19 protein-coding genes are annotated in these 21,007 nt (G+C 71.4%); 18 read left to right on the top strand and 1 reads right to left on the bottom strand.

What is annotated here, in order from left to right; translation table 11 throughout:
• Window positions 1–730: 730 nt before the first annotated feature.
• The 6 genes from ACWDEN_RS43560 (at window position 731) to ACWDEN_RS43535 (ending at window position 7,604) form a co-directional block, all read left to right on the top strand.
• A complete protein-coding gene (locus tag ACWDEN_RS43560) occupies window positions 731–1,750 on the top strand; it encodes a bifunctional DNA primase/polymerase (RefSeq protein ID WP_450863541.1) in 1,020 nt (339 codons plus the stop codon).
• Window positions 1,747–3,288 (top strand): DNA primase family protein, encoded by a 1,542-nt coding sequence (locus ACWDEN_RS43555; RefSeq protein ID WP_351614158.1) that lies wholly within the window; start codon window positions 1,747–1,749, stop codon window positions 3,286–3,288. Before ACWDEN_RS43560 ends, ACWDEN_RS43555 begins: the two co-directional genes overlap by 4 nt.
• 214 nt (window positions 3,289–3,502) lie before the next feature.
• Window positions 3,503–3,883 carry a DUF6009 family protein gene (locus ACWDEN_RS43550; RefSeq protein WP_351614160.1) on the top strand — a complete coding sequence of 127 codons (381 nt, stop codon included), beginning with the start codon at window positions 3,503–3,505 and terminating at the stop codon, window positions 3,881–3,883.
• Window positions 3,884–4,540: 657 nt separating this feature from the next.
• Window positions 4,541–5,653, top strand: a complete 1,113-nt coding sequence (locus ACWDEN_RS43545; protein ID WP_450863517.1) for a bifunctional DNA primase/polymerase — start codon at window positions 4,541–4,543, stop codon at window positions 5,651–5,653.
• Window positions 5,650–7,212: a DNA primase family protein gene (locus tag ACWDEN_RS43540; protein WP_450863515.1), complete on the top strand. Its 1,563-nt coding sequence runs from the start codon at window positions 5,650–5,652 to the stop codon at window positions 7,210–7,212. The genes ACWDEN_RS43545 and ACWDEN_RS43540 overlap by 4 nt, the downstream gene beginning before the upstream one ends.
• Complete coding sequence (locus tag ACWDEN_RS43535; protein ID WP_351614165.1) at window positions 7,209–7,604, top strand: DUF6009 family protein; 396 nt, start codon at window positions 7,209–7,211, stop codon at window positions 7,602–7,604. The genes ACWDEN_RS43540 and ACWDEN_RS43535 overlap by 4 nt, the downstream gene beginning before the upstream one ends.
• 312 nt (window positions 7,605–7,916) lie before the next feature.
• On the opposite strand, the gene ACWDEN_RS43530 is transcribed toward ACWDEN_RS43535, so the two are convergent.
• Window positions 7,917–8,861, bottom strand: coding sequence for a ScbA/BarX family gamma-butyrolactone biosynthesis protein (locus ACWDEN_RS43530; RefSeq protein WP_351614166.1), 945 nt, complete (start codon window positions 8,859–8,861; stop codon window positions 7,917–7,919).
• A 288-nt stretch (window positions 8,862–9,149) separates the two neighbouring features.
• On the opposite strand from ACWDEN_RS43530, the gene ACWDEN_RS43525 reads away from it, so the two are divergent.
• From ACWDEN_RS43525 to ACWDEN_RS43470, 12 genes are all read left to right on the top strand, one after another.
• Window positions 9,150–10,382 carry a cytochrome P450 family protein gene (locus ACWDEN_RS43525; RefSeq protein WP_351614168.1) on the top strand — a complete coding sequence of 411 codons (1,233 nt, stop codon included), beginning with the start codon at window positions 9,150–9,152 and terminating at the stop codon, window positions 10,380–10,382.
• Between the two features lie 29 nt (window positions 10,383–10,411).
• Window positions 10,412–11,164 carry an HAD family hydrolase gene (locus ACWDEN_RS43520; RefSeq protein ID WP_351614170.1) on the top strand — a complete coding sequence of 251 codons (753 nt, stop codon included), beginning with the start codon at window positions 10,412–10,414 and terminating at the stop codon, window positions 11,162–11,164.
• Complete coding sequence (locus ACWDEN_RS43515; RefSeq protein WP_351614173.1) at window positions 11,161–11,937, top strand: SDR family NAD(P)-dependent oxidoreductase; 777 nt, start codon at window positions 11,161–11,163, stop codon at window positions 11,935–11,937. Before ACWDEN_RS43520 ends, ACWDEN_RS43515 begins: the two co-directional genes overlap by 4 nt.
• A gap of 118 nt (window positions 11,938–12,055) precedes the next feature.
• A complete protein-coding gene (locus tag ACWDEN_RS43510) occupies window positions 12,056–12,715 on the top strand; it encodes a ScbR family autoregulator-binding transcription factor (protein WP_351614176.1) in 660 nt (219 codons plus the stop codon).
• Window positions 12,716–13,025: 310 nt separating this feature from the next.
• On the top strand, window positions 13,026–13,688 hold the full coding sequence (locus ACWDEN_RS43505) for a ScbR family autoregulator-binding transcription factor (RefSeq protein WP_351614178.1): 663 nt from the start codon (window positions 13,026–13,028) through the stop codon (window positions 13,686–13,688).
• 214 nt (window positions 13,689–13,902) lie between these two features.
• The gene (locus ACWDEN_RS43500) at window positions 13,903–14,736 is read left to right on the top strand and encodes an AfsR/SARP family transcriptional regulator (protein ID WP_450863511.1); all 834 of its coding nucleotides are present in this window, start codon (window positions 13,903–13,905) and stop codon (window positions 14,734–14,736) included.
• Between the two features lie 94 nt (window positions 14,737–14,830).
• On the top strand, window positions 14,831–15,775 hold the full coding sequence (locus ACWDEN_RS43495) for an SRPBCC family protein (protein WP_450863509.1): 945 nt from the start codon (window positions 14,831–14,833) through the stop codon (window positions 15,773–15,775).
• A gap of 55 nt (window positions 15,776–15,830) precedes the next feature.
• A complete protein-coding gene (locus ACWDEN_RS43490) occupies window positions 15,831–17,156 on the top strand; it encodes a hypothetical protein (protein WP_351614187.1) in 1,326 nt (441 codons plus the stop codon).
• Window positions 17,153–18,028 carry a 4'-phosphopantetheinyl transferase family protein gene (locus ACWDEN_RS43485; protein ID WP_351614191.1) on the top strand — a complete coding sequence of 292 codons (876 nt, stop codon included), beginning with the start codon at window positions 17,153–17,155 and terminating at the stop codon, window positions 18,026–18,028. Before ACWDEN_RS43490 ends, ACWDEN_RS43485 begins: the two co-directional genes overlap by 4 nt.
• Window positions 18,029–18,161: 133 nt before the next feature.
• Window positions 18,162–20,207, top strand: a complete 2,046-nt coding sequence (locus ACWDEN_RS43480) for a condensation domain-containing protein (RefSeq protein WP_450863507.1) — start codon at window positions 18,162–18,164, stop codon at window positions 20,205–20,207.
• An 87-nt stretch (window positions 20,208–20,294) separates the two neighbouring features.
• On the top strand, window positions 20,295–20,495 hold the full coding sequence (locus ACWDEN_RS43475; protein WP_351614197.1) for an acyl-CoA carboxylase subunit epsilon: 201 nt from the start codon (window positions 20,295–20,297) through the stop codon (window positions 20,493–20,495).
• Between the two features lie 42 nt (window positions 20,496–20,537).
• The coding region (locus ACWDEN_RS43470; RefSeq protein WP_450863539.1) for a carboxyl transferase domain-containing protein at window positions 20,538–21,007 on the top strand (470 nt) is incomplete at its 3' end.

Genomic DNA, 21,007 nt, shown 5'->3' with positions numbered 1-21,007 from the left:
CAGCGGGGGAGGGGCTGAACCCGCAGGGACCGAGGGATCAGGGACTGAAGGTGCAGGGCCCGGAGGGGCTTGGGTCCCTGGAGCGTTTTGCCTGGTCAGAGAGGTTTCGTGGCGCCATTCAGGGACTGTAGGGACTCAACTCCGCCATTATGACGTGAACTCAGAGGGGGTTCGTACGCGCGTGCGCATGCGCGAAAACCACAAGATCAATAAAGCTAGTTCAGCTCATAACTGGGCACTTTCAGTCCCTTCAGTCCCTGCCGGGGGTGAGAAGGCCGCGCTGACCTGGGTTTTTCCTGGAAGGGACTCAAGGGTCCGAAGGGACCCTGGCAAGGGGCGGTCTTCAGTCCCTGGTCCGTGGGGCGACCTCGCGCTGGCGCTTCGCTCGAACTTGGCTCGAAAGTCCCTTCGGTCACTCAGAAAATGCGATAAACCGGCTTCTTCTGAGGAGTCGGTGGGTCGTCGCGCCTCCCGCAGGGACTCAAGGGACCGAACACTCCGATACGACGGCACACGGGAGGGAGCTACGCCGCCCTGGGGCGGGGCGGCCCTACACTCTGTGCGAAAGACGGTCCCTTCGGTCCCTCAAAACGCCTCACGCCCCTGCCTCGCCTGGTGTTTTGCCCCCGTGCAGGGACCGAGAACGACAGCGACGAGGACGATCCACGTGCCGTGCCCCGGTGAGACCCACGCGCCTGCCCCGCAGGCCAGGCAGGCGACACCGCATGCCGTGGCCCGCTGGTGTGCCCTGCAGGGCTGGCCGGTGCATCCGCTCGCACCGGGGCGCAAGACGCCTGCCGCGAACTGTCCGGCCTGCAGGGACCGGAGCCATGACCCGCGGTCGTGCCCGTGCCCGGCCGAGGGCCGGGCCTGCCATGGCTTTCATGCCGCGACGACCGATCAGGAGCGCATCGACGCCTGGTGGGGGCGGAGTCCTGCGGCCGGTGTCGGCGTCGCCTGCGGCCCCGCGGGGCTCGTCGTCATCGATGTCGATGCCCATCCGGCCCCGGTGCCGGACCGCAGCCGGCTGCTGCCCGGCATTCCCATCCACGAGACCGTCGATCTGGCCGGTCTCGCCTCGGGTTTCGACACGCTGGCGCTGCTGGCGGCCTTCCGCGGGCAGCCCGACCCGGCCCGGGACGAGGGCACACTGCGGGTGCGGACCCCGTCGGGCGGCCTGCACATCTGGTACCGGGCCTGCGCGCCCGGCACGCGGTTTCGCTGCTCGACGGGGTCCAGTCCGAAGGTGGCGCTGGCCTGGCAGGTCGACGTGCGGGCGCACGGCGGGTACATCGTCGCGCCCAGCACACGTACCGCTCAGGGCACGTACGAGGTGGAGGGTCCCGCCCGGACGCCGGCGCCGCTGCCCGCCTGGCTGCACGCCGAGTTGGTGCGCACCGGGCATCTGATCGCTCCCGCTCCGCCGCGGCCGCCCGCCGGAGGCGTTTCCGCCCGGCGTAGGGGGCGCGGCGCGCCCGCCCGGCGAGTGCTCGCACCGTTGGTGGAGGAGGTCGTGCACTGCGGAACCGCGCCGGAGGGCACCGGGTTCACCGAGAAACTCAACCGGGCCGCCTACACGGCCGGTGGGCTCGTGGCCGCCGGGCACCTGGAGCACGCGGAGATACGCGAGGAGTTGCTGGCCGCGGCACACCGGGCGCGTCCCCGGCAGGAACGCCGTAACGAGAAGATCATCGATGACGGGCTCGCCGCAGGGGGCGCGCGCCCATTCCACCTCGAAGGACGTACATGAGCAGCGCCGAGAGCACGCCGCGGTTCGATCCCCAGGCTGCCGCTCAGCAGATGCTCGAGCTGCAGGAGAACGAGCCGGTCACCGCCGTCCTGCCCGCGCAGGTCGCCCCGCCCCAGGTCTTCTCGCCGCCGGACAGCGCGCGGCAGGAGCCGGTGCTGCTGCCGCCGCACTTGAGCGACCGCGGCAACGCCCGGCTGTTCGTGCAGCTGTACCGTGACCGGTTCCGGCATGTCGAGGGGCTGGGGTGGTTCGCCTGGGACGGATACCGCTGGAAGCGCACGGGCGGCGAGAAGGCGGCCCTGTGGGCGGCGGGGGAGATGGCCGAGGACCTGCCGGACACCGACCCGCTCGGGCGGTACGGCGACCGTGAACTGGCCACCCACAAACGGCGGACGCTGTCCACGACGGGCATAAAAGCGCTGCTCACCCAGGCGAAGGCCGCCCCGGATCTGTCGGTCGATCCCGACACCCTGGACGGGGACCCGTACACGCTGTGCACTCCGGCCGGTGTGGTCGATCTGCGCACCGGTCAGCTGAACAAGCCCGATCCGCGACGGGACTTCCACTCCCGTGCCACCAGTGTCGCGCCGCAGCGGATGCCCACTCCCCGGTGGGAACGCTTCCTGGCCGACACCTTCGGCGACGACGCCGAGGGCCGGGAGACGATCGGCTTCCTGCACCTGCTGCTGGGTTACTCCATCACCGGCGACGTCGGCGCCCAGGTCCTGCCCTTCCTGCACGGCGAGGGCAAGAACGGCAAGTCCGTGCTGCTCGACACCATGATCCAGATCCTGGGGGACTACGCGGACGCCGCGCCCCCGGGCTTTCTGATGGACCGTGGTGCCTTCTCCGAGCACTCCACCGAACTGACGGAACTGCACGGCCGGCGCCTGGTGGTGTGCAGCGAGCTGAAGCCCAACGACAAGTTCGACGAGGCCCGTGTGCGGCTCCTGACCGGTGGCGACAAGATCAAGGCCAGGCGGATGCGGCAGGACTACTTCTCGTTCACGCCCACCCACCATCTGTGGCTGCTGGGCAACCACCGGCCCGAGGTGTCGACGGGCGGGTTCGCATTCTGGCGGCGCATCCGGCTGATCCCGTTCACCCGGATCGTGCCCGCCGAGCGGCGCATCGACAACCTCGCCTTCGAGCTGGTCCGTGACGAGGGCCCCGGCATCCTCAACTGGCTCGTCGAGGGCGCACGCCACTACCTGGCCACCCGGGATCCGCTCGACGGGCCCGACCGGGTGCGGGTGGCGACCACGGAGTACGCGCAGACCGAGGACCACATCGGGCGTTTCCTGAGCGAATGCTGCATCCGGGAGACCGCCAGCCCGGCCGAGCTGCGGGTGGAGCAGGGCCTGCTCTTCAGCGCCTATCAGGGGTGGTGCACCGCGGGCGAGGGCATCCGGCCGGCCAGTCCGCGTGCCTTCGCCACACGTGTCCGGCAGGAACTCGGCCTCACCTCTCCCGCCGCCATGATCAAGTCCAACGGCCGCAAGTACTACCCGGGGATCGCCCTCACGGGGTCCGAATGACCGCCCCGTCCCGCCCACAGGCCGTAGAGCCCCGTCCGCGGGCCGTACGGCGGCATCTCCGCCCCGAGCGGGGGCCCTCCTACGATGGAGGGCGAACGGCCGTTCCCGCGGCTCTCTCCCGCCCCGCCCACCGGGACGCGGACCACCACACGACGCACACACGCCAGGCCGGGCCCGCTGCCGGGGGCCGGTCGATGAAGGAGGGGCTGGAGCCATGAGCTCGCTTCTGAACGAGAGCGACCTCATCCACGAAGCCGAGGTGGTGTGGCTGGAGCCCCTGGACGGCCTCGACTACGTACGCCAGGCGCTGGACAAGACCAAACGCCGCAACACCAAGCCGCCGTACGCCCGGGACGGGCGCATGGTCGGTTACGCCGTTCTCGACGACGGAGCGGAGGCCGATCCCGACAGCGGGCTGTACCGGCGGCGGGTGTTCTTCCTGCTTCCCCACGACCGGGACAGCCTTCCCGAGGGGCTGTACCGGGAAGGGGCGCCCGGCGAGGCCGTGGACCCGCGCACCATCGAGCCCAGGAAGCCCGGGAGCAAGACGCCCCGGTCGCAGCGCGGGCCGTCTGCCATAGCCGCCGCGTCCTGAACCGCGTCGCGGAGGCTGTGCCAAGGGCCCGAGGATCTGCCCGGGCGGGCGGCGCGACGGCTGAGCGGGCGGTCCGGCCGCTGAGTCGCTTCGGCCGGTCGCTTCGGTCGCTGGTGCCGGGTGAACAGCCCGGTGAAGAAACGGTCATCCAGGTTCGGTCCAGAGTCGCTTGAGTCGCTTGGGTCGCTTCGGGTGCAGCGACCCAAGAACGGCGACCGGGGAGCAGCGACTGAAGAACAGCGACTGAACGAGGGTGGGGTCGCTGTTGGGTCGCTGCTCGGTAGCTGGGTGAAAGGCCAGGTCAGGGGCGTGTTGGGGGCCGAAAAGCGACTGAAGCGACTCAAGTTCCGGGTATATGGAGACATTCGCGTGTGCGCGTGTGTGCGCGTGTGCGCGTGAAGGCGTTATATGCAGGGATTTTGAGTCGCTTGAGTCGCTAATTGGGGGGTATTTGGCCCTTGACCTGCGGTTTTGACAGCGACTGAAGCAGCGACTGAAGCAGCGACCGAAGAGCTTCGGTCGCTGTGGGCCGGTCTTGGGTCGCTGCCGCACCCGGGATGCGGAATGGCTTCTTCGTTCACTTGGCCCCGCCTTTGTCAGCGCTTCGCTAGTGTGTTCCTATCCTTGAGTCGCTTCGGTCGCTGACGGGGGAAACACATGACCGATGAGCTGCGGGCTTTGCGCAGCGACTCACGGCGGCCCGCTGCTGCAGGAGCGGGCGCCTCGCAGTCCTTGGCCATCGCCCGGTGGTGCGCCGGCCGCGGCTGGCCGGTCCATCCGCTGGCCCCGGGACGCAAGACGCCCGCGGGCAACTGCGCGGTCTGCCGTGAGCCCGGGCACACCTACCGGGGATGCAGCTGTCCTGCTGCCGGGCGCTGGTGCCACGGATTCCGGGCCGCCACGCTGGACTTCGCCCGGATCCAGCAGTGGTGGGGGGCTCATCCGGAGTTCGGGGTCGGGATCGCCTGCGGGCCCGCGGGGCTGGTCGTCGTCGACATCGATGCCCACGCCCGGCAGTTGCCCGGACGCGACCGCCTGCTGCCCGGCATCGACATCGCCGAGACCGTGGACCTGACCGGGCTCGCCAACGGGTTCCACACCATCGGGGTGCTGGCCGCGCTGCGCGGTGCGACCTCTCCCGCCGACGACGAGACGACCCTGCGGGTGCGCACGCCCTCCGGCGGGCTGCACGTGTGGTACCGGGCGTTAGGAGGGCACCGCTGGCAGTGCTCCTCCGGTTCGGGCGGCGGCCGGGCGCTGGCCTGGCAGGTCGACGTACGTGCGCACGGCGGGTACATCGTCGCCCCGGGCACCGCGACGGCGGCCGGTACCTACGAGGCCCTGGGCGCGGCACGTGAGCCCGCCCCGCTGCCGGGCTGGCTCGCCCGGGAACTGGAGCGCACCGGCCATCTGCCGCCCGCGCACCTGCCCGCGCCCCGGCCGGTGCCGCCACGGGCCCGGCAGGCCGTCCTGGCTGCCGGAGGCGGCGGCGGAGCCGCGGACCGGGTGCTGGCGTCTCTGGTGGCCGAGGTGGCCGCCTGTGGTGCCGTCCCGGAGGGAGCGGGGTTCACCGAGAAGCTCAACCGGGCGGCGTACACCGCGGGCGGGCTCGTCGCCGCCGGCCTGCTGGACGCCGCCGCCGCCGAGCGGGTCCTGCGGGAGGCGGCCGCGCAGGCCCGCCCCGGGCAGGAGCGGCGCTACGGTGCCGTCATCCGCGGCGGGCTGAGCGCGGGCCGTACCCGTCCGCTGGCCCCGGGAGGCCGCTTGTGACGGGCCACGACAACGCCCTCTTCGACGCCGGTTCGGTCGCCGCGCAGATCCTGGCCCAGAGGGTCCCTCAGGCGCGTACGGAGGCCCAGAGCGTCCCCGAGGCATGTACGGAGGCCCAGAGCGTCTCCCAGGCCCGTACGAAGGACCTGGGCGGCCCCAGGGCCGCCGGTGAGGCCACCGCCGACGGGCTGCTGCCCGACACCCTCAGCGACCGTGGCAACGCCAAGCTCTTCGTCAGCCTGTACGCCAACGACTACCGGCACGTGCCGGGGCTCGGCTGGTTCCGGTGGGACAGCACCCGCTGGCAGATCGACGAGGACGACACCGTGCTGTGGGCCGCAGGCGACCTGGCGGAGTCCCTCGCCACCAACGACCCGCGGGGGGTGCACAGCACGACCGCCCTGCAGCAGCACCGCCGGCGCGCGCTGAGCACCAGCGGGATGAACGCGATGCTCACCCAGGCCAAGTCCGCCCCCGGCATGGTGCTCAACGCGGCGCTGCTGGACGCCGATCCGTACGCGCTGTGCACGCCCGGCGGCATCGTCGACCTGCGGACCGGGCTCAAGCGCGTGCCGGACCCGAACAAGGACTTCCACTCCCGCTCCACCACGGCGACGCCCGAGCCGATGCCGACGCCGCGCTGGGACCAGTTCCTCGCCGACACCTTCGGGCAGGGACCCGAGGGCGCGGAGATGATCGACTTCCTGCACCTGCTGCTGGGCTACTCCATCACCGGCGACGTCGGCGCCCAGGTGATGCCCTTCCTGTTCGGCTCCGGCAAGAACGGCAAGTCGGTGCTGCTGGACGTGGTGATGAAGCTCGTCGGCGACTACGCGGACGCCGCGCCGCCCGGGTTCCTCATGGCCCGGCCCTACGAGGGACACCCCACCGACCTGGCCGAGCTGCACGGGCGCCGGGTCATCGTGTGCAGCGAGGTCAAGCCGGGGGACCGGTTCGACGAGGCCCGCGTGAAGCTGCTGACCGGCGGCGACCGCATCAAGGCACGGCGGATGCGGCAGGACTTCTTCAGCTTCCAGCCGACCCACAAACTGTGGCTGCTGGGCAACCACCGGCCCGAGGTGGGGACGGGCGGTTTCGCGTTCTGGCGGCGGATGCGGCTGATCCCGTTCGAGCGGGTCGTGCCGGACCACCGGAAGGTCGACAACCTGGCGGACATCCTCGTCACCGAGGAGGGGGCGGGCATCCTCAACTGGCTCGTCGCCGGGGCACGGCGCTACCTGAGCGGGGAGAAGGATCTGCTGGGCCCGGAGGCGGTGCGCATCGCCACCACGGCGTACGCGGAGACCGAGGACCACATCGGGCGCTTCCTCGGCGAGTCCTGCCGCCGCGAGCCGGGTCTGAGGGCGGAACAGGCCGGTCTCTACGCGGCCTACAAGACATGGTGTCAGAATGAGGGAGCGCCGGCCGTCTCGTCCCGGTCCTTCGCCGCACGGGTCCGGGAGGTGGTGGGACTGGCGTCTCCGAAGGAGATGATCCTGTCCAACCAGCGCAAGTACTACCCGGGCATCGGTTTGGCCGCCGACGAGGAGACAGCATGAGTGCCCTCATAGCCGAGGACGAGATCGTCCACGAAGTCGGCCTCGTCTGGCTGGAGGACACCAGCGGGCTGGACTACGTCCGTCAGAGTCTGGACCGGCTGCCGAGCCGCCGGGGCAAGCCCGCCTACCACCGCGACGGCCGTATGGTCGGCTATGCGCTGCTCGGGCCGCAGGCCAAGCCGTCCCGTTCGTCCGGGACCTTCCGCCGACGGGTGTTCTGGCTGCTGCCGCACGACCGGGACACCGTTCCTGACGGGTTGTACGCCACCGGGGCGCCCGCCGAGGCCGTCGATCCGCGCACACTGGCGCCGGGCAGCAAGGGGCGCAAGACGGAGCGGTCGGAGGGCGGGGCGGTGTCGTCGCCCCTGCCGGGGGCATCGCTGTCGACGTAGCCGGCTCGGCGTGTGGTCGCTTCCAGCAGGCGAACGCCGGACGGCCTTGCGCCGACGAGATGCTGAGGGACAGCCGGTCCGGGCAGCCGTGAGGGCTGTGCGGACCGACTGTCACGGTGAGTGGAACGGGGGAGGGCCGCTCATGGGTGTCACGTCCATGGAGCCGGGGGAGGGTGCCGTACGGCTGTCACACGCACGGGCGCGTGAGCGGCCGGTGTGGCCTGGTGCCGCTGTCTGCGTGTTGCGGTGCCCGCGTCGCGCAGACGGTGGCACGTGACGGCCAGGACGGGCCGGAGAGGTACTCGGCCGCCTTCAGAAGGTCCGCCCGGTGAGAGTGGAGACGAAGACCGTCTCCCCGTCCTGGCGGCCGGTGACTCCCACGGTCATGTTCCCCCCGCCCTCGGGCGAGACCCGCGTGATCTCCAGCCAGCACGGCCGGTCGAATTCGGCGTAGCGGAAGAATTCGGTGGAGGCGTTCGTGGGCTTCAGCCGCTTTGGTGCGAGCGAGGCGGAGGCCGCCTGTCGCGCGCCTTCCAGCAGGACCATGCCGGGTATGTGGTCGTCGGCGTGGTCGAAGAAGATCGGATGTGTCAGGTCAGGGGTGAGCAGCCAGCGGCTGGGTGTCTCCGTGGGGGAGAGCACCACGTCCGCCGTGGAGGTGCGCCCGACGGCCACCGGCGCGAGCGGAGCGCGGCTCTCGGATATCGCGAAGGCCTCGCCCGACCACGGTGTGCGGTTCGCGCGCAGTCTGCTGTACACCGCCTGCGGGACGGCGGAGATGGAGCCTCCCCCGTGTGCGACAAGGGCTCCGTCGCGGTGGATGGACATCTCGAACCGCAGCCAACTGGCTGCTCCTCTCCGCCAGGTGACCTCCGGGCACCTGGCGGAGAGGAGGAAGTCCGTCGGTGTGAGGGTGATGCCCATGTTCTTGGGGTGTGTCGTGTAGCTGAGGTTCCACATCACGAGCCGGTGGCTGAGCGGAACACCCAGTTCCGCGTGGGCGATGAACATCCCCGCCTGGCGAAACGTCTCTGCAACCTGGAGCGGATCGTGGGCGCTCCCGTCGGTGCTGTTGAACAGGGTGTGGGCACGCGGCCACTGTCCCGTGAGGGAGAAGTTGTGCTGCTGGCGAGCGGTGCAGCCGGTCAGGAACACCTCGGCCAGGCTGGCGCGGTGCACGTATTCCTTCGGGACCGTCGTGGTCAGCCGAGGAAGTGCGGACAGTCCGACTGTCTGTGGTGCCGAACCCAGTCCCATCTATGACCCCCGGTTTTGAAAGCACTGTTCGACGACGTCTCATAAGATACGGACCTACCGGTTTTCTAGGCGACCCGGCATGGTAAAGGATTACCCAAGTGTCGAGACGGAGGGTGAAGGAATGATTCCGCTTGTGCTGATTAACTCCCGCAGATCACCATAGAGTTAGCGGGGTAAACACGGCAAACTGGACAACACTTGTGTTCGAACTTGTTGATGCTGTGGACTTCACCCCTGCATTAAAAAACCTGTTTCGCGGTTTCTTTTGGTCTCTCATAGGAGGCAGCTGTGCACAAGCTCCCCGTTCCCCTGGTCCTGGACCCGTCCGGCCAGGACCTGCACGGCGAGGCCGCTGTTCTGCGGCAGCTCGGTCCGGTCGTCCAAGTCGTGCTGCCAGGCGGGGTGAAGGCCTGGTCGGTGAACCGGCTCGACCTGATCAAGCAGGTGATGACGGACCCGGCCGTGTCCAAGGACGCCTACCAGCACTGGCCCGCGTGGATCAGCCGCGAGGTGGACGACTCGTGGCCGCTCGCCATGTGGGTGTCGGTGCGCAGCATGCTCACCGCCTACGGCCCGGAGCACACCCGGCTCCGCAAGCTGATCGCCGGGGCGTTCACCACCCGGCGCGTGACGGATCTGCAGCCCCGTATCAGGGCGATCACCGACGAGCTGCTCAGCCGCCTGGAACGCCACCCGGTGGGTCAACCCGTGGATCTGCGCAGGGAGTTCGCCTGTGAACTGCCTCTGCAGGTGATCTCGGAGATGCTCGGCCTGGACGGCGACGAGCGGCACGACTTCCACCGGGTGGTCAACACACTGTTCACCACCTCGACCACGCCCGAGAAGGCGCAGCAGAACCAGATCGAGCTGTACAGACTCCTGAACAACCTGGTGCGACGCAAACGCACCGAGCCGGCCGCCGATCTCACCAGCGCCCTGATCGCCATGCGGGACGAGGACGGGGGAGGGCTGACCGAGAAGGAACTCGTGGACACGCTCCACCTGATCCTGGGCGCAGGACACGAGACGACCATCAACCTTCTCGACCACGCCATCTGCGCACTGCTCACTCATCCCGAGCAGCTCCGGTTCGCCCGCGAGGGCGCCGTCACCTGGGAGGCCGTGGTGGACGAGACACTGCGCTGCCAGGCCCCGGTGGCCAACATTCCGCTGCGGTTCGCCACGAAGGACATCGACCTGGACGGGACCGTGGTCCCCGCCGGGGAGCCGATTCTCCTGTCGCTCGTCGCCGCCGGCCGCGACCCCGACACCCACGGTCCGGACGCCGGCACCTTCGACGTGACCCGCGCGCACCGCGAACACCTCTCCTTCGGCCACGGTGTGCACCACTGCCTGGGCCGTCCGCTGGCCATGAGCGAGGCGACCATCGCCCTGCCCGCTCTCTTCGAACGATTCCCGCACCTCCGGCTGGCCGTGCCGGCCCACGAGCTGCGCCGCTCGGAGTCCTTCATCTCCAGTGGGCACGCCGAACTCCCCGTCCTGCTCACGCCTGAGAACTGACCCTTCTCATCACCCCAGGGGGAACTGCTGTGTCACACCCTCCGCTGCGCACCCTGCGGCTCGCGGCCGTCAATATCGACGGCGTCCTGCTCAACGACACCTTCAGCCCGGTCATCCACCGACTGGTCGTCCAGCACGGCCTCACCTATACCTCCGACCTCGAGCGGGCCTTCCTCTCCCAGAACCAACTGACCGCCGCCCAGGCCTTCGCGGAAGCGACCGGGAGCACGGCGAGTCCCCAGGGGATACTCAGGGCCTACTTCACGGAACGTGAGCGTTACCTGCGTACGGACCCGTTGAGGCTGCTCGACGGGGCGGTTGCGCTCCTGGAACGGCTGCGGGCACTGGGACTCGAGATCGTGTGTTACGGCGGTCTGGACAAGAGCCACTTCGACCGTCACCTCGGGTCGTGGGCCTTTCTGTTCACCGAGCCGCGCTACATCTGCACCAACGACTTCCGCCCGGGCGTCCGTGAGATAACCCAGGACTTCTTCGGCCTGGCCCCCGCCCAGGCGGTCTTCATCGACGATGTGGCGGCCGTGGCCGAGCGGGCCCGGGAACTGGATGTTCCCTTCATCGGGCACCCCAGTTCCTTCGCGCACGGATTCCAGCGGAGCCTCATGGAGGAAGCCGGTGTCCGGCACATCGTGTCGAGCCTGTCCGGCATTGATGAGCAACTGCTCCGTGCCGTGGACCACGAGGCCGGCGAGGGCAGCGTCTGGCGGCAGGCCGAGGGCATCGGGGCTGCTGGTGCGCCCGGGCGCGGAGAGGAGATGTCGTGACCGCCGACAGGGACGGGGCTCCGCTGGCCGGCAAGGTCGCGTTCATCACCGGGGCCAGCAGCGGCATCGGCGCCGCCGCCGCGCGCGTGTTCGCCGGCCAGGGAGCCGCGGTCGTTCTCTCCGCCCGTCGGGAGGAGCGGTTGCTGGACCTTGTCGCCCAACTGCGCCAGGCCGGGGCGGAAGCGAGCCACTGGGTTGCGGACGTACGTAGCGGCGACGAGGTCCGACGCGCGGTCGAACACGCCGTGGAGCGCCACGGACGCCTGGACATCGCTTTCAACAATGCCGGTGTGGGAGTCCCGAAGGAGCCCCTGCACCGTCTCGGGGACGACGCCTACGACTTGGTCATGGACACGAACGTGCGCGGTGTCTGGAACTGCATGCGCCACGAGATCACGGCCATGCTGGCGGGCGATGGCGGCGCGATCGTCAACACCAGCAGTGTCGGCGGGCTGGTCGCCTCCTCGACGGCCGCGCCCTACATCGCCGCCAAGCACGCCGTGATCGGACTGACGAAGGCGGCGGCGGTGGAGTACGCCCCGCACGGCATACGGGTCAATGCGATCGCTCCGGGACTCACGCGTTCCGAGATGATCGACGAGTGGTTCAGGCACAGCCCGGAAGCAGAGCAACGTGCCTACCGGTCCGCGCCCCAGGGCCGGGCCGCCGATCCCGTGGAGGTGGCCGAGACGGCCGCCTGGCTGGGCAGTGACAAGGCGAGCTTCGTCACCGGCGCGACGCTGGCCGTGGACGGCGGCCGGACCGCATGGTGAACCCACGCCCCGCACCGGACCGAACGCCATGTTTGTCATCGCGTGGCTGAGGTATCGAGGTGTAGAGGGGGTAAGGTACGTAGCGTTCGGTTTTAATTTCTCTGCCAGGGAGGGTCCCATGGCACGGCAAGAGCGTGCGGTACGGACCCGACGCGCTGTTATTCAGGCCGCGGCAGAGGTCTTCGCCGAGCGGGGCTACGCGGCGGCGACCATCGCGGAGATCCTGGACCGGGCCGGTGTCACCAAGGGCGCGCTGTACTTCCACTTCGACTCGAAAGAGGCCCTGGCGCGCGGCGTGATCGAGGCGCAGATCTCGGACGGCGCCTGGGCTCCGCGCGAGCTGAAGCTCCAGGAGTGGGTGGACGTGGGCATGGTGCTGGCCCACCAGATCCCGAGGGACGTGATTCTCCTTGCGGGCATCCGCCTGTCGGCGGACCTGCAGGGCCGCCGCATGTTCGGGAGTGCCTGGCCCGCCTGGATCGAGCTGTCCACCAAGCTTCTGGCCGAGGCCAAGGAGCGTGGCGAGGTCCTGCCGCATGTCCTCCCCGCCGAGACCGCCGAGTGCTTCCTCGGAGCATGGATAGGCACGCAGATGTTCTCCGAGGCCTCCACCGACTGGTCGGACCTGAGTGAGAGGGTCTCCGTCCTCTTCAACCACATGCTGCCGGCCATCGCCACGCCCGCGGCGTTGATCAGACTGGACACGGCACCCGACCGGGGCGCCCGGGTCGTCGGGGAAGCGAGGCGCGCCGACGCGCTCGTGGCAACCGAGTCCTGACAAGCGGGCTCTCCGCGAGCTGAAAAGGGCAGCGTCTGAAACCGGGCAGAAGGTTTCATACGCTGCCCCTTTTTTGGTGGTGGGTGCCGTGCGTCAGGTCAATGGAACAGACTAAATGTTCTGTTTAATTATTGACTAATTGTCGCTCCTGTGATGGCCTGGCTGTGACCCTGGGGGCCTGATCAGGGAGATTTACTGTTCCTGTCGAAGCTTGCGGTAGATGCCCATGACGAGGGCAGGCTTCTAAACCAACCAGTCATGCGGTTTAATATGATCCCTGCGCGAGAGAACGGGTACGGAGGAGGACGCGGTGGTCAAGCAGGTGCGGGCGGCTCGTACGCGTCAGACTCTCCTCCTCGCGGCGGCCGAGATCTTCGCCGACGAGGGCTATGTGCTGGCCACTCTGCCTGCCATCAGCAAGCGGGCCGGGGTCAGTTCCGGCGCTTTGCACTTCCACTTCGCGAGCAAGGACTCCCTGGCCGCCGAGGTGGAGGCCGAGGCCGCGGAGTCGGTGCGCAAGCTGGCCGACCGCTGCCGCTCCGAGGCCCGCACCTCCTTGCAGGCGCTCGTGGACACCACCTGCCGCCTGCTGCTCGTCCTCGCCGCCGATCCCGTCGTCCGGGCCGGCTTCAGGCTGAGCTGTGATCCCTCGCGCAAAGGTGAGGCGGAGATGCTGCAGTGGTGGCGCACGCTGGTGCACGACCTGATCATGCAGGCCGAGCGGGCGGGTGAACTGGCGCACGACGTCTCGCCGGAGGCCGCGACGGTCGCCGTCGTGGCCGCCACCCTCGGTTTCCAGGCCGCCGGTGCGGCGGACCGTGCCTGGCTCGCGGCGGAGCGCGTGGCGCAGTTCTGGACCTTCATCCTGCCGCGGCTCGCCTCGTCCCCCGAGCACGGCCTGGTGCCGACCGCTCCGGGGGTGGCCTGGACGGACGGCCCGCGCGAGTCTGCGCATACGGTTGCAAACAGTTGACAAAGCCGGGGTGGGGCTTCCTCGCCCGCCGCGGCTCACCGGCGATGCGAAATCCCCTGCCGGCAGCGTGCATTCGGCCTTCTCGACGGGGTCTCGGGTCTGCCTGGAATTCAAGTTGGGCGACCGGTACGGGATTGACATACCGCGCGCGCTGTTTTTTACTCAGGAGTGCTGGGGGATCGCTCCAGAGGGCGCCTACAACGGGGGAGACGTCGTGGACATCGAGGTACTCGGCACACTCGCCGTACGGGTGGGCGGTGTCTCCATCACGCCGACGGCGCCCAAGCCGCGCCAGGTGCTCGCCCTGCTCGCGCTGCGCGCCGGGCAGGTCGTCCCGGTGGGTGTCCTGGCCGAGGAGCTGTGGGGGAGCAAGCCCCCGCGCAGCGCCCGCGCCACCCTGCAGACCTACATCCTGCAGCTGCGAGAACTCATCACCGCCGCCCTGGACAACGGCGCCGGGGGCGACGCCGGGCAGCGCCGTCAGGCCAAGGACGTGCTGCTGACCGTCCCCGGCGGCTATCTGCTCAAGGACGGCGACGGCACCAGCGACGTACGGGAGTTCGAGCGGCTGGCCGGCACCGGGTACCGGGCCATGGACGCCGAGGACTACCCGCAGGCCGCCCGCCTGCTGCGTCAGGCGCTCGAGCTGTGGAGCGGACCCGCACTCGCCGACGTCCACACGGGTCCCCATCTGCACACCGAGGTCAAGCGGCTGGAGGAGAGCCGGCTGTGCGCGCTCGACCAGCGCGTCGAGGCGGACCTGCGGCTCGGCCGGCACCGTGAGCTGCTCGCCGAACTGACCGTGCTCGTCAACCGGTACCCCACCCACGAGAGCCTGTGCGGCCAGTACATGCTCGCGCTGTACCGCTCAGGGCGCCGGGGCGAGGCGCTCGACGCCTACCAGCGGCTGCGCGCCACCCTGGTGCGCACCGTGGGCCTCGAGCCGTCCCCCGCGCTCGCCAAGCTGCAGCGCTCCATCCTGATGTCCGGTCCCGACACCCTCACGGCCCGCCCCGCGCAGGGCGTGTCCGTGACCCCCGTGGGCTGACGCCTCGTCCCCCCTCCGCTTCCTCCACCAGGAATCGAGTCGCGCCCAGGTCCGGCGGTGCAGCGTTGATCGCACCTGGAGGAGGGGGTCGCGCATGTCGTCGCAGCGAGTGCACTCCGCCCAGCACACGGTCCTGGTCGCGGCGCCCGCCGGTGTCGTCTACGGCCTGCTCGTCGACGCCCCCCGCTGGCCGGTCCTGCTGGCCCCCTACGTTCACGTCGAACGCGTCGACTTCGACGGCACCGTGGAGAACCTGCGGCTGTGGCGCCTGCGGGACGGCCACGTGCGCTCCGCCCTCGCCCGCCGCGTGCTGCACCCCCGCGAGCGCCGTATCGAGTTCGAGTGGCGCGATGCCCTGCTGCCCGGAGCACCGACGTCCGGTGCCTGGAGCGTGACACCCGACGGCGACGAACGGTGCCTGCTGACCCTGCGTCATGAGCGCCCCGCCGGGCCCGGGGAGACACCCGGCATCCTGGAGACGGACGTGCGGGCCGGGCTGGAGGCGCTGCGCCGGGCGGCCGGGCACTGGGACCGGCTGGACGAACTGCTGCTGTCCTTCGAGGACAGCGTGTACGTCTCCGGCTCCGCCGAACTCGTCTACGACTTCCTCTACCGCATCGAGGACTGGGTCGACCTGGTGCCGGACGTCGAGTGGGCCCAGGTCACCGAGGACCAGCCGGGTGTGCAGGCGACGGTCCTGCACACCTGTGCCCCGGAGACCGGGGAGACGATCCTCTCCGAGGCCGTACGGCTGTGCTTCCCGGCCGCCGGACGGATCGTGCACAAGGAGACCGTGACACCCGACCCCGTCGCCGCGCACTACGGGGAGTGGTACCTGGAGCCCGACGAGACCGGGGTGCGGGTCGTCTCCGCCCACCACGTGATGCTCAGGGAAAGCGCCGTGGAGGCCGTCCTGGGCGGCGGCGCCCTCCTCGTGGACGCCCGCCGGTACGTGCGCGAGTGGCTGGGCCGCTCCAGCACCGAGGCCCTGAGCCTGGCGCGGTGGCACGCCGAGAGCGCCGTACGCCGACTGCGATGAGCCCGCCGGAGACGACCGTACGGCGACCGGCACCACGACGACGAGGAGATCGCCGATGGCTCTGACCCGGCCCGTCCCGCTTGTCGGACGGCCCCCGACACCCCGGACACCGCCTGACCCCGCAGAGCCACCGGCCGACGCGGCGCGCCTCGAAACACTCCTCGGCGACCCCCGGGACCCCGGCAACCCCTACGGCCGGGCCGCCCTTCGGGCCGCGGGGCACGTCGGTCTGCCCGCCCCTCCCGCCGGCCTGCCCGGCGCCGAGGGGCCGCCGCCGGCCGCCGACCGGCTCGCCCGTGCCCTGCGACCGCTCTTCCGCCGTGATCTCGCTCTCGCCCATGCCTGGAGCATCCGTCCGCTGCTGGGCGCACCGGTTCCGCACCCGGCGGCGGCGCTGCTCGGGCCGGCGGCGCTGATCGCGGCGGGCGGCGGCGTCCTGCGCGGTGCGGCCCGCATCGTGGACGGCCTCGGCAGGTACGAACCCGGCGCCCGGCAGTGGCAGCCGGTCCTGGCCTCGGCCTGGGCGGATCTGCTGGCCTGCGAGAGCTTGACGGTCGTGGCCCTGCGGTCCCGTCCGCGGCCGGCGCCGCTCGCGGCCGGCCCGGAGCCGGCGCGGGAGCCGGGGGAGGGGCTCGTCGCCCTCGTGGGGTATCTGGTGCCCCAGCTGGTCGGTGAGCTGCTGGACGATCTCGAACTGGTGCTGGACGAGTGCGGTTTCGACGGTGACACCCCGGAGCGACGCACGCTGGCCAAGCTCGTCGGGGACCGGGCGTTCGCCGGGGTCGACTGGACGGCCGCCAGTGCCGCGCAGGCACGGATCGTGCGGGGGCTGAGCGGAGCGGGCGGCTCGTGGCCGGGTGCCGGTGACGGTGCCGGTGACGGTACGGAGTGTGCCGCGTTGTTCCGGATCACCGAGGCCGCCCCCGTCGGGGCGCCCGGCACGGACCGCGTGCAGGCCGTCGCGGCGACGCTGGCCGGTGCCACCGCCCGGCTGGCCGGTGCGGACGGCCCCGACAGCGCGGCGCTCGCCCGGGTCGGCCGCAGACTGGTCATCGAGCAGCGGGCGTTGACCGCCGCCTGCGCGGCCACCGCCGTGCACGACCCGGCCGATCCGGGGGCGCGGGCGCTGGCGGACCGTCAGGCCCTGCTGATGCTGGCCGCCGCCGCGCTGGGCGTGCGGGAAGCCGCGGCCGGGGCGCGGCTGCCCTTCCTCGGCGGAGCCGGCTGGGCGCTGCTGGCGCTCGGACGGATCACCGAGCGGCTCGGGCTGCCGCTGCCCGACCGTACGCCCGATCCGCAGCCGGGCGTCTGGGCCGAGCTGGCCCGGCGCGGGGCGCTCGGCGCGGACTGCGACCTGTATGCGACGAGGCTGCGGTGGTGAGCGCGCAGGGCCGCATCCCGGCGGGGCCGTTTCCGCCGCCCTGTCACGTTCCCGGGCCGGACGGGCCCTGGGAGGAGGTGCAGGAGCGGATCGAGGAGACCGGCCGGGCGATGGTGCACACCACGTGGGGCCAGTGGCTGACACCCGCCCTGCTCGATCCCGCGCTGCGTACGCTGCTCGGCCGCGACTGGCCCCGCTACCGGCAGCGCCCGGCCCCGGCCGGGCGGCTGAGCTTCGCCGTCTCCCGGGTGGTGGTCAAGCACGCGGCCGCGGCGGCCCTCCAGGTGCCCGCGGGCCGGCTCGACCTCGCCTACCTGCCGGGCGGGCGGCCCGTGCTGCGCGGACTCGGGGCGGAGCTGCAGGTGAGCCTCTCCCACACCGACGAGCTGATCGTGGTCGGTGTCAGCCGCGTCGGTCCGGTCGGCGTGGACGCCGAGCCCGCCGGGCGCCGGATCTCCCTCGAGCTGCTGCGGGGGCATGTGTGCACCGCCGAGGAGGACGCAATGCTCGCGGCCCTGCCAGAGGAGGAGCGCATCGACCGGTTCCTGCGCCTGTGGACGCTCAAGGAGGCGTACACGAAGGCACTCGGGCACGGCCTGCGGCGCCGGTTCTCGGGGGTCGGCTTCGAGTGGGACGCGTCGGGAGGCGCCCGGCTGACCGGGGACACGGCCGGGCAGTGGGCCTTCGCCACCCATCTCGTCGAGGAGCGCTTCCTGGTGAGCGAGGCACACCGCCGCGACGCCGCGCCGGTGTCACCGGGCGGGGCCCGGGCACCCTTGTCCGGGGCCGAGCCGGGGAGGCTTCCTGCGGCGGAGTCGTCGGAGCCCCGCGTCGTCGGCTTCCTGGGGCCGCAGGGCCCCGGGCCGCGGTGACCAAAGGCGTCGGCCGGGCCGGGCGGGACTGCCCGGCCATGGCCGAAGACGCTGTGCAGAAACGATTCGAAAAGGAGGTCGGGGCGCTGGACACCTCTGCGGCGGCACAGGTGTCCGGTCCCCCGGGGAGCGGATGAGGAGTCATCACTCGCACGCGGGCGCCGTCCTCGCCGTCGTGCACGAGCCGCTCGGCGCCCGGACCTGGTCACCGCTCGTCTTCGAGCTGTGCGGACTCGTCGGCACGGAGGCCGAGGCGGTCGCCGCCCGTGTGGCCGAGCGCCATCCCGAGTACGACGTCGACCTGGACGGCGTACTGGACGCCGGGCGCCCCGGCCGGCATCTCCTGCGGCTCACCCCGCGCGACCCGGCCGGCCCCGGCGGGCCGCTCGGCGACGACCTGCTGGCCGACCTGCTGGCACCGCTCGCGGCGGGCACGATCGCCGTGACGGGGCATCAGCGTGAGCTGCTCACCGCCGCGGTGGACGGTCAGGGCGGCGCCGGCCGACACGTGGAGCAGTTGTTCTGGGACTGGGCGGGGCCCCTGGACCTCACCCGGTTCATCGCCGCCTGGCAGTCCGTCGCCGAGCGGGAGGCGGTCTTGCGGGCGTCCTTCGACTGGTCGGGCGCCGCCCGACTGGTGCTGCACGAGCGCGCGGTGGTGGAGGTCGTACGCCACGTCCACACCGCCGTCGGCTGGAGCGAACTGCTCCGGCAGGACCGGGCCCGCGGCTTCGAGCTGTTCCGGCCGGGCCTGCTGCGGGTGTCCCTGCTCGACGGGCCGCCGGACACCACCGGCGCCGGGCGGTCGCCCACCCGCGTGCTGGTGACCTATCACCGGGCACTCCTCGACGAACGAGGCGCACGTCTGCTCCTGCGGCAGTTCTACCGTTCCTATCTCGCCGGCGGGGTGCTGCCCGGCGGGGACCGGCGGCCCGACATCCGCGACCACTCCGAGTGGCTGGCCCGCCAGAACCCGGCCGGCGCCCGGGAGTTCTGGGCGGCGGCCGCACCGCCCGCCGACGCCGCCGTCAGCCCCGGCCGCCCCGGCGGACCGCCCCGGCACACCGAGGGCCCCGGCCGGATCCAGCGCCGGCTCAGGCCGCCCCAGACCTCCCGGCTGCGCTCCTGGGCCGCGGGCCGGGGCGCGGGGGAGAGCAGCGCCCTGCACGTGGTGTGGGCCCTGTTGCTGTACCGGGCGGCCGGGGCCGACGGGCCGCTGCCGGTGGCGTTCGGCGTGCACCTGTCCGGGCGGGACATGTCGCTGCGGGCCGCGGCCGACATCCCCGGACTGCTGGGCAACCCGCTGCCGATGACCGTCACCGTGGACCCCGCCGCGCCGCTGGTGGACCTGCTGCTGCAGGTGCGGGACGCCGCGCTCGACCTCAACCCCTACGCCTGGGTCTGCACCGACCGGATCCACGAGTGGAGCGGGCGCGCCCCAGGCCCCGACCTCACCGAGACCACCGTCCGCTTCGACAGCCATCCCGACATGCCGGACAACCTGCGCGCCGAACTGGCGGCGCAGGGCGTCCGGGTGGGCGTGCCGCAGAGCGCGGGCGGTGACACGACCCTGCCGGTCACCCTCGTCGCACACTACGACGCCGAGGGCGCCCTCGTGCTGACCGCCCTGTACGACCGGGCCAGGTTCACGGACACCGACGCCTCCGGCACCCTCTCGCAGTGCCTGCACCTGCTGCGCAGCCTGCCCGAGCACCCGGACGAGACGTTCACCGTCGCCGACGCGCTGCGGTTGCTGCGCACCTCCGAGGTGCCCCGTATGACACCACCGGGCCCGGGCGGCAGCCGGCTCGGGCTGGCGGTCCTCCGGGCCGGGGAACCCCAGGCGGACGTGGTGTGCCTGGTCACCGTCCCCGGAGTCACGCCCGGTGTGTACGACACGCTCGTGCGCGAGCACGAGGGGCCGGAGCGCATCGTGCTGCTCAGCGTGGCCGGCCAGGCCGTGTCGCCCGGCACCCTCCAGGAACTCCTCGGCCCCGGGCGGCAGTTGGTCCTGTGCGGTGCCGGTCCGGCCGGCCGGGTCGCCCATGAGATCGCTCGCCGCACGGCGGAGCAGACCGGTGAGGCTCCGGCGGTGGTCATGACCGGGGTCGGCGGTGCCACGGAGAGCGCGCAGGCGCTGTCCCAGGCCCTGCGGGCGGTGCGGACGCGCAGCACCTGACCGGTGCCGGCGGCCGACCGGTTTTCTAGCGGGCCGAGATCTCCTCTTGAGCGCCATGGCGGACCGTGGCCGGAAAGAGGAGGCGGCATGGGCGATACGGACCGCGGGGAACCGGCTCTGCGCGTGGAGCGCGGCACGGCGACCGAAGAGGAACTGGCCGCACTGACCGTCGTGCTGCTGGCCCTGCGCGGCCGGCCGGCGGACGAGGACGCACAGCGGCGGCCGGTCAACGGTTCGCGCTGGTGGCGGCGGCCAGGGGACTACCAGGGATCGCGCAGCTGGCAGTGATGGATGCTCCGCCCCTTCAGGAAGGGATCTGACGACATGTCGATGACGATTGCCGCTGCTGAGGCCGAGGCCGAGGCCGGTCCCGCCGACATCCGCGGGCGGGTCGCCGAGTTGCACGAGATCCGTGCGCGGGCGGTGGCGGGACCGAGCGAGAAGGCGACCGAGGCGCAGCACGCCAAGGGCAAGCTGACGGCGCGGGAGCGGATCGAGCTGCTCCTGGACCCGGGGTCCTTCCAGGAGGTCGAGCAGCTGCGCCGGCACCGCGCGCAGGGTTTCGGCCTGGAGGCGAAGAAGCCGTACACCGACGGTGTCATCACCGGCTGGGGCACGGTGGAGGGCCGTACGGTCTTCGTCTACGCCCACGACTTCCGGATCTTCGGCGGTGCGCTGGGCGAGGCCCACGCCACCAAGATCCATAAGATCATGGACATGGCCATCGCGGCCGGTGCCCCGCTGGTGTCGCTCAACGACGGCGCGGGCGCCCGGATCCAGGAGGGCGTCTCGGCGCTGGC

This window comes from Streptomyces sp. NPDC001153, assembly GCF_053598315.1.
The sequence above is the reverse complement of the archived record's forward strand: the minus strand, read 5'-3'. Positions and strand labels throughout refer to the sequence as shown.

Excerpts from the sequence above, each read along its gene's own strand:
- ACWDEN_RS43555 (WP_351614158.1), top strand. The coding sequence starts at position 1,747 with ATGAGCAGCGCCGAGAGCACGCCGCGGTTCGATCCCCAGGCTGCCGCT.
- ACWDEN_RS43550 (WP_351614160.1), top strand. The coding sequence starts at position 3,503 with ATGAGCTCGCTTCTGAACGAGAGCGACCTCATCCACGAAGCCGAGGTG.
- ACWDEN_RS43545 (WP_450863517.1), top strand. The coding sequence starts at position 4,541 with ATGACCGATGAGCTGCGGGCTTTGCGCAGCGACTCACGGCGGCCCGCT.
- ACWDEN_RS43535 (WP_351614165.1), top strand. The coding sequence starts at position 7,209 with ATGAGTGCCCTCATAGCCGAGGACGAGATCGTCCACGAAGTCGGCCTC.
- ACWDEN_RS43530 (WP_351614166.1), bottom strand. The coding sequence starts at position 8,861 with ATGGGACTGGGTTCGGCACCACAGACAGTCGGACTGTCCGCACTTCCT.
- ACWDEN_RS43510 (WP_351614176.1), top strand. The coding sequence starts at position 12,056 with ATGGCACGGCAAGAGCGTGCGGTACGGACCCGACGCGCTGTTATTCAG.
- ACWDEN_RS43495 (WP_450863509.1), top strand. The coding sequence starts at position 14,831 with ATGTCGTCGCAGCGAGTGCACTCCGCCCAGCACACGGTCCTGGTCGCG.
- ACWDEN_RS43490 (WP_351614187.1), top strand. The coding sequence starts at position 15,831 with ATGGCTCTGACCCGGCCCGTCCCGCTTGTCGGACGGCCCCCGACACCC.
- ACWDEN_RS43480 (WP_450863507.1), top strand. The coding sequence starts at position 18,162 with ATGAGGAGTCATCACTCGCACGCGGGCGCCGTCCTCGCCGTCGTGCAC.
- ACWDEN_RS43475 (WP_351614197.1), top strand. The coding sequence starts at position 20,295 with ATGGGCGATACGGACCGCGGGGAACCGGCTCTGCGCGTGGAGCGCGGC.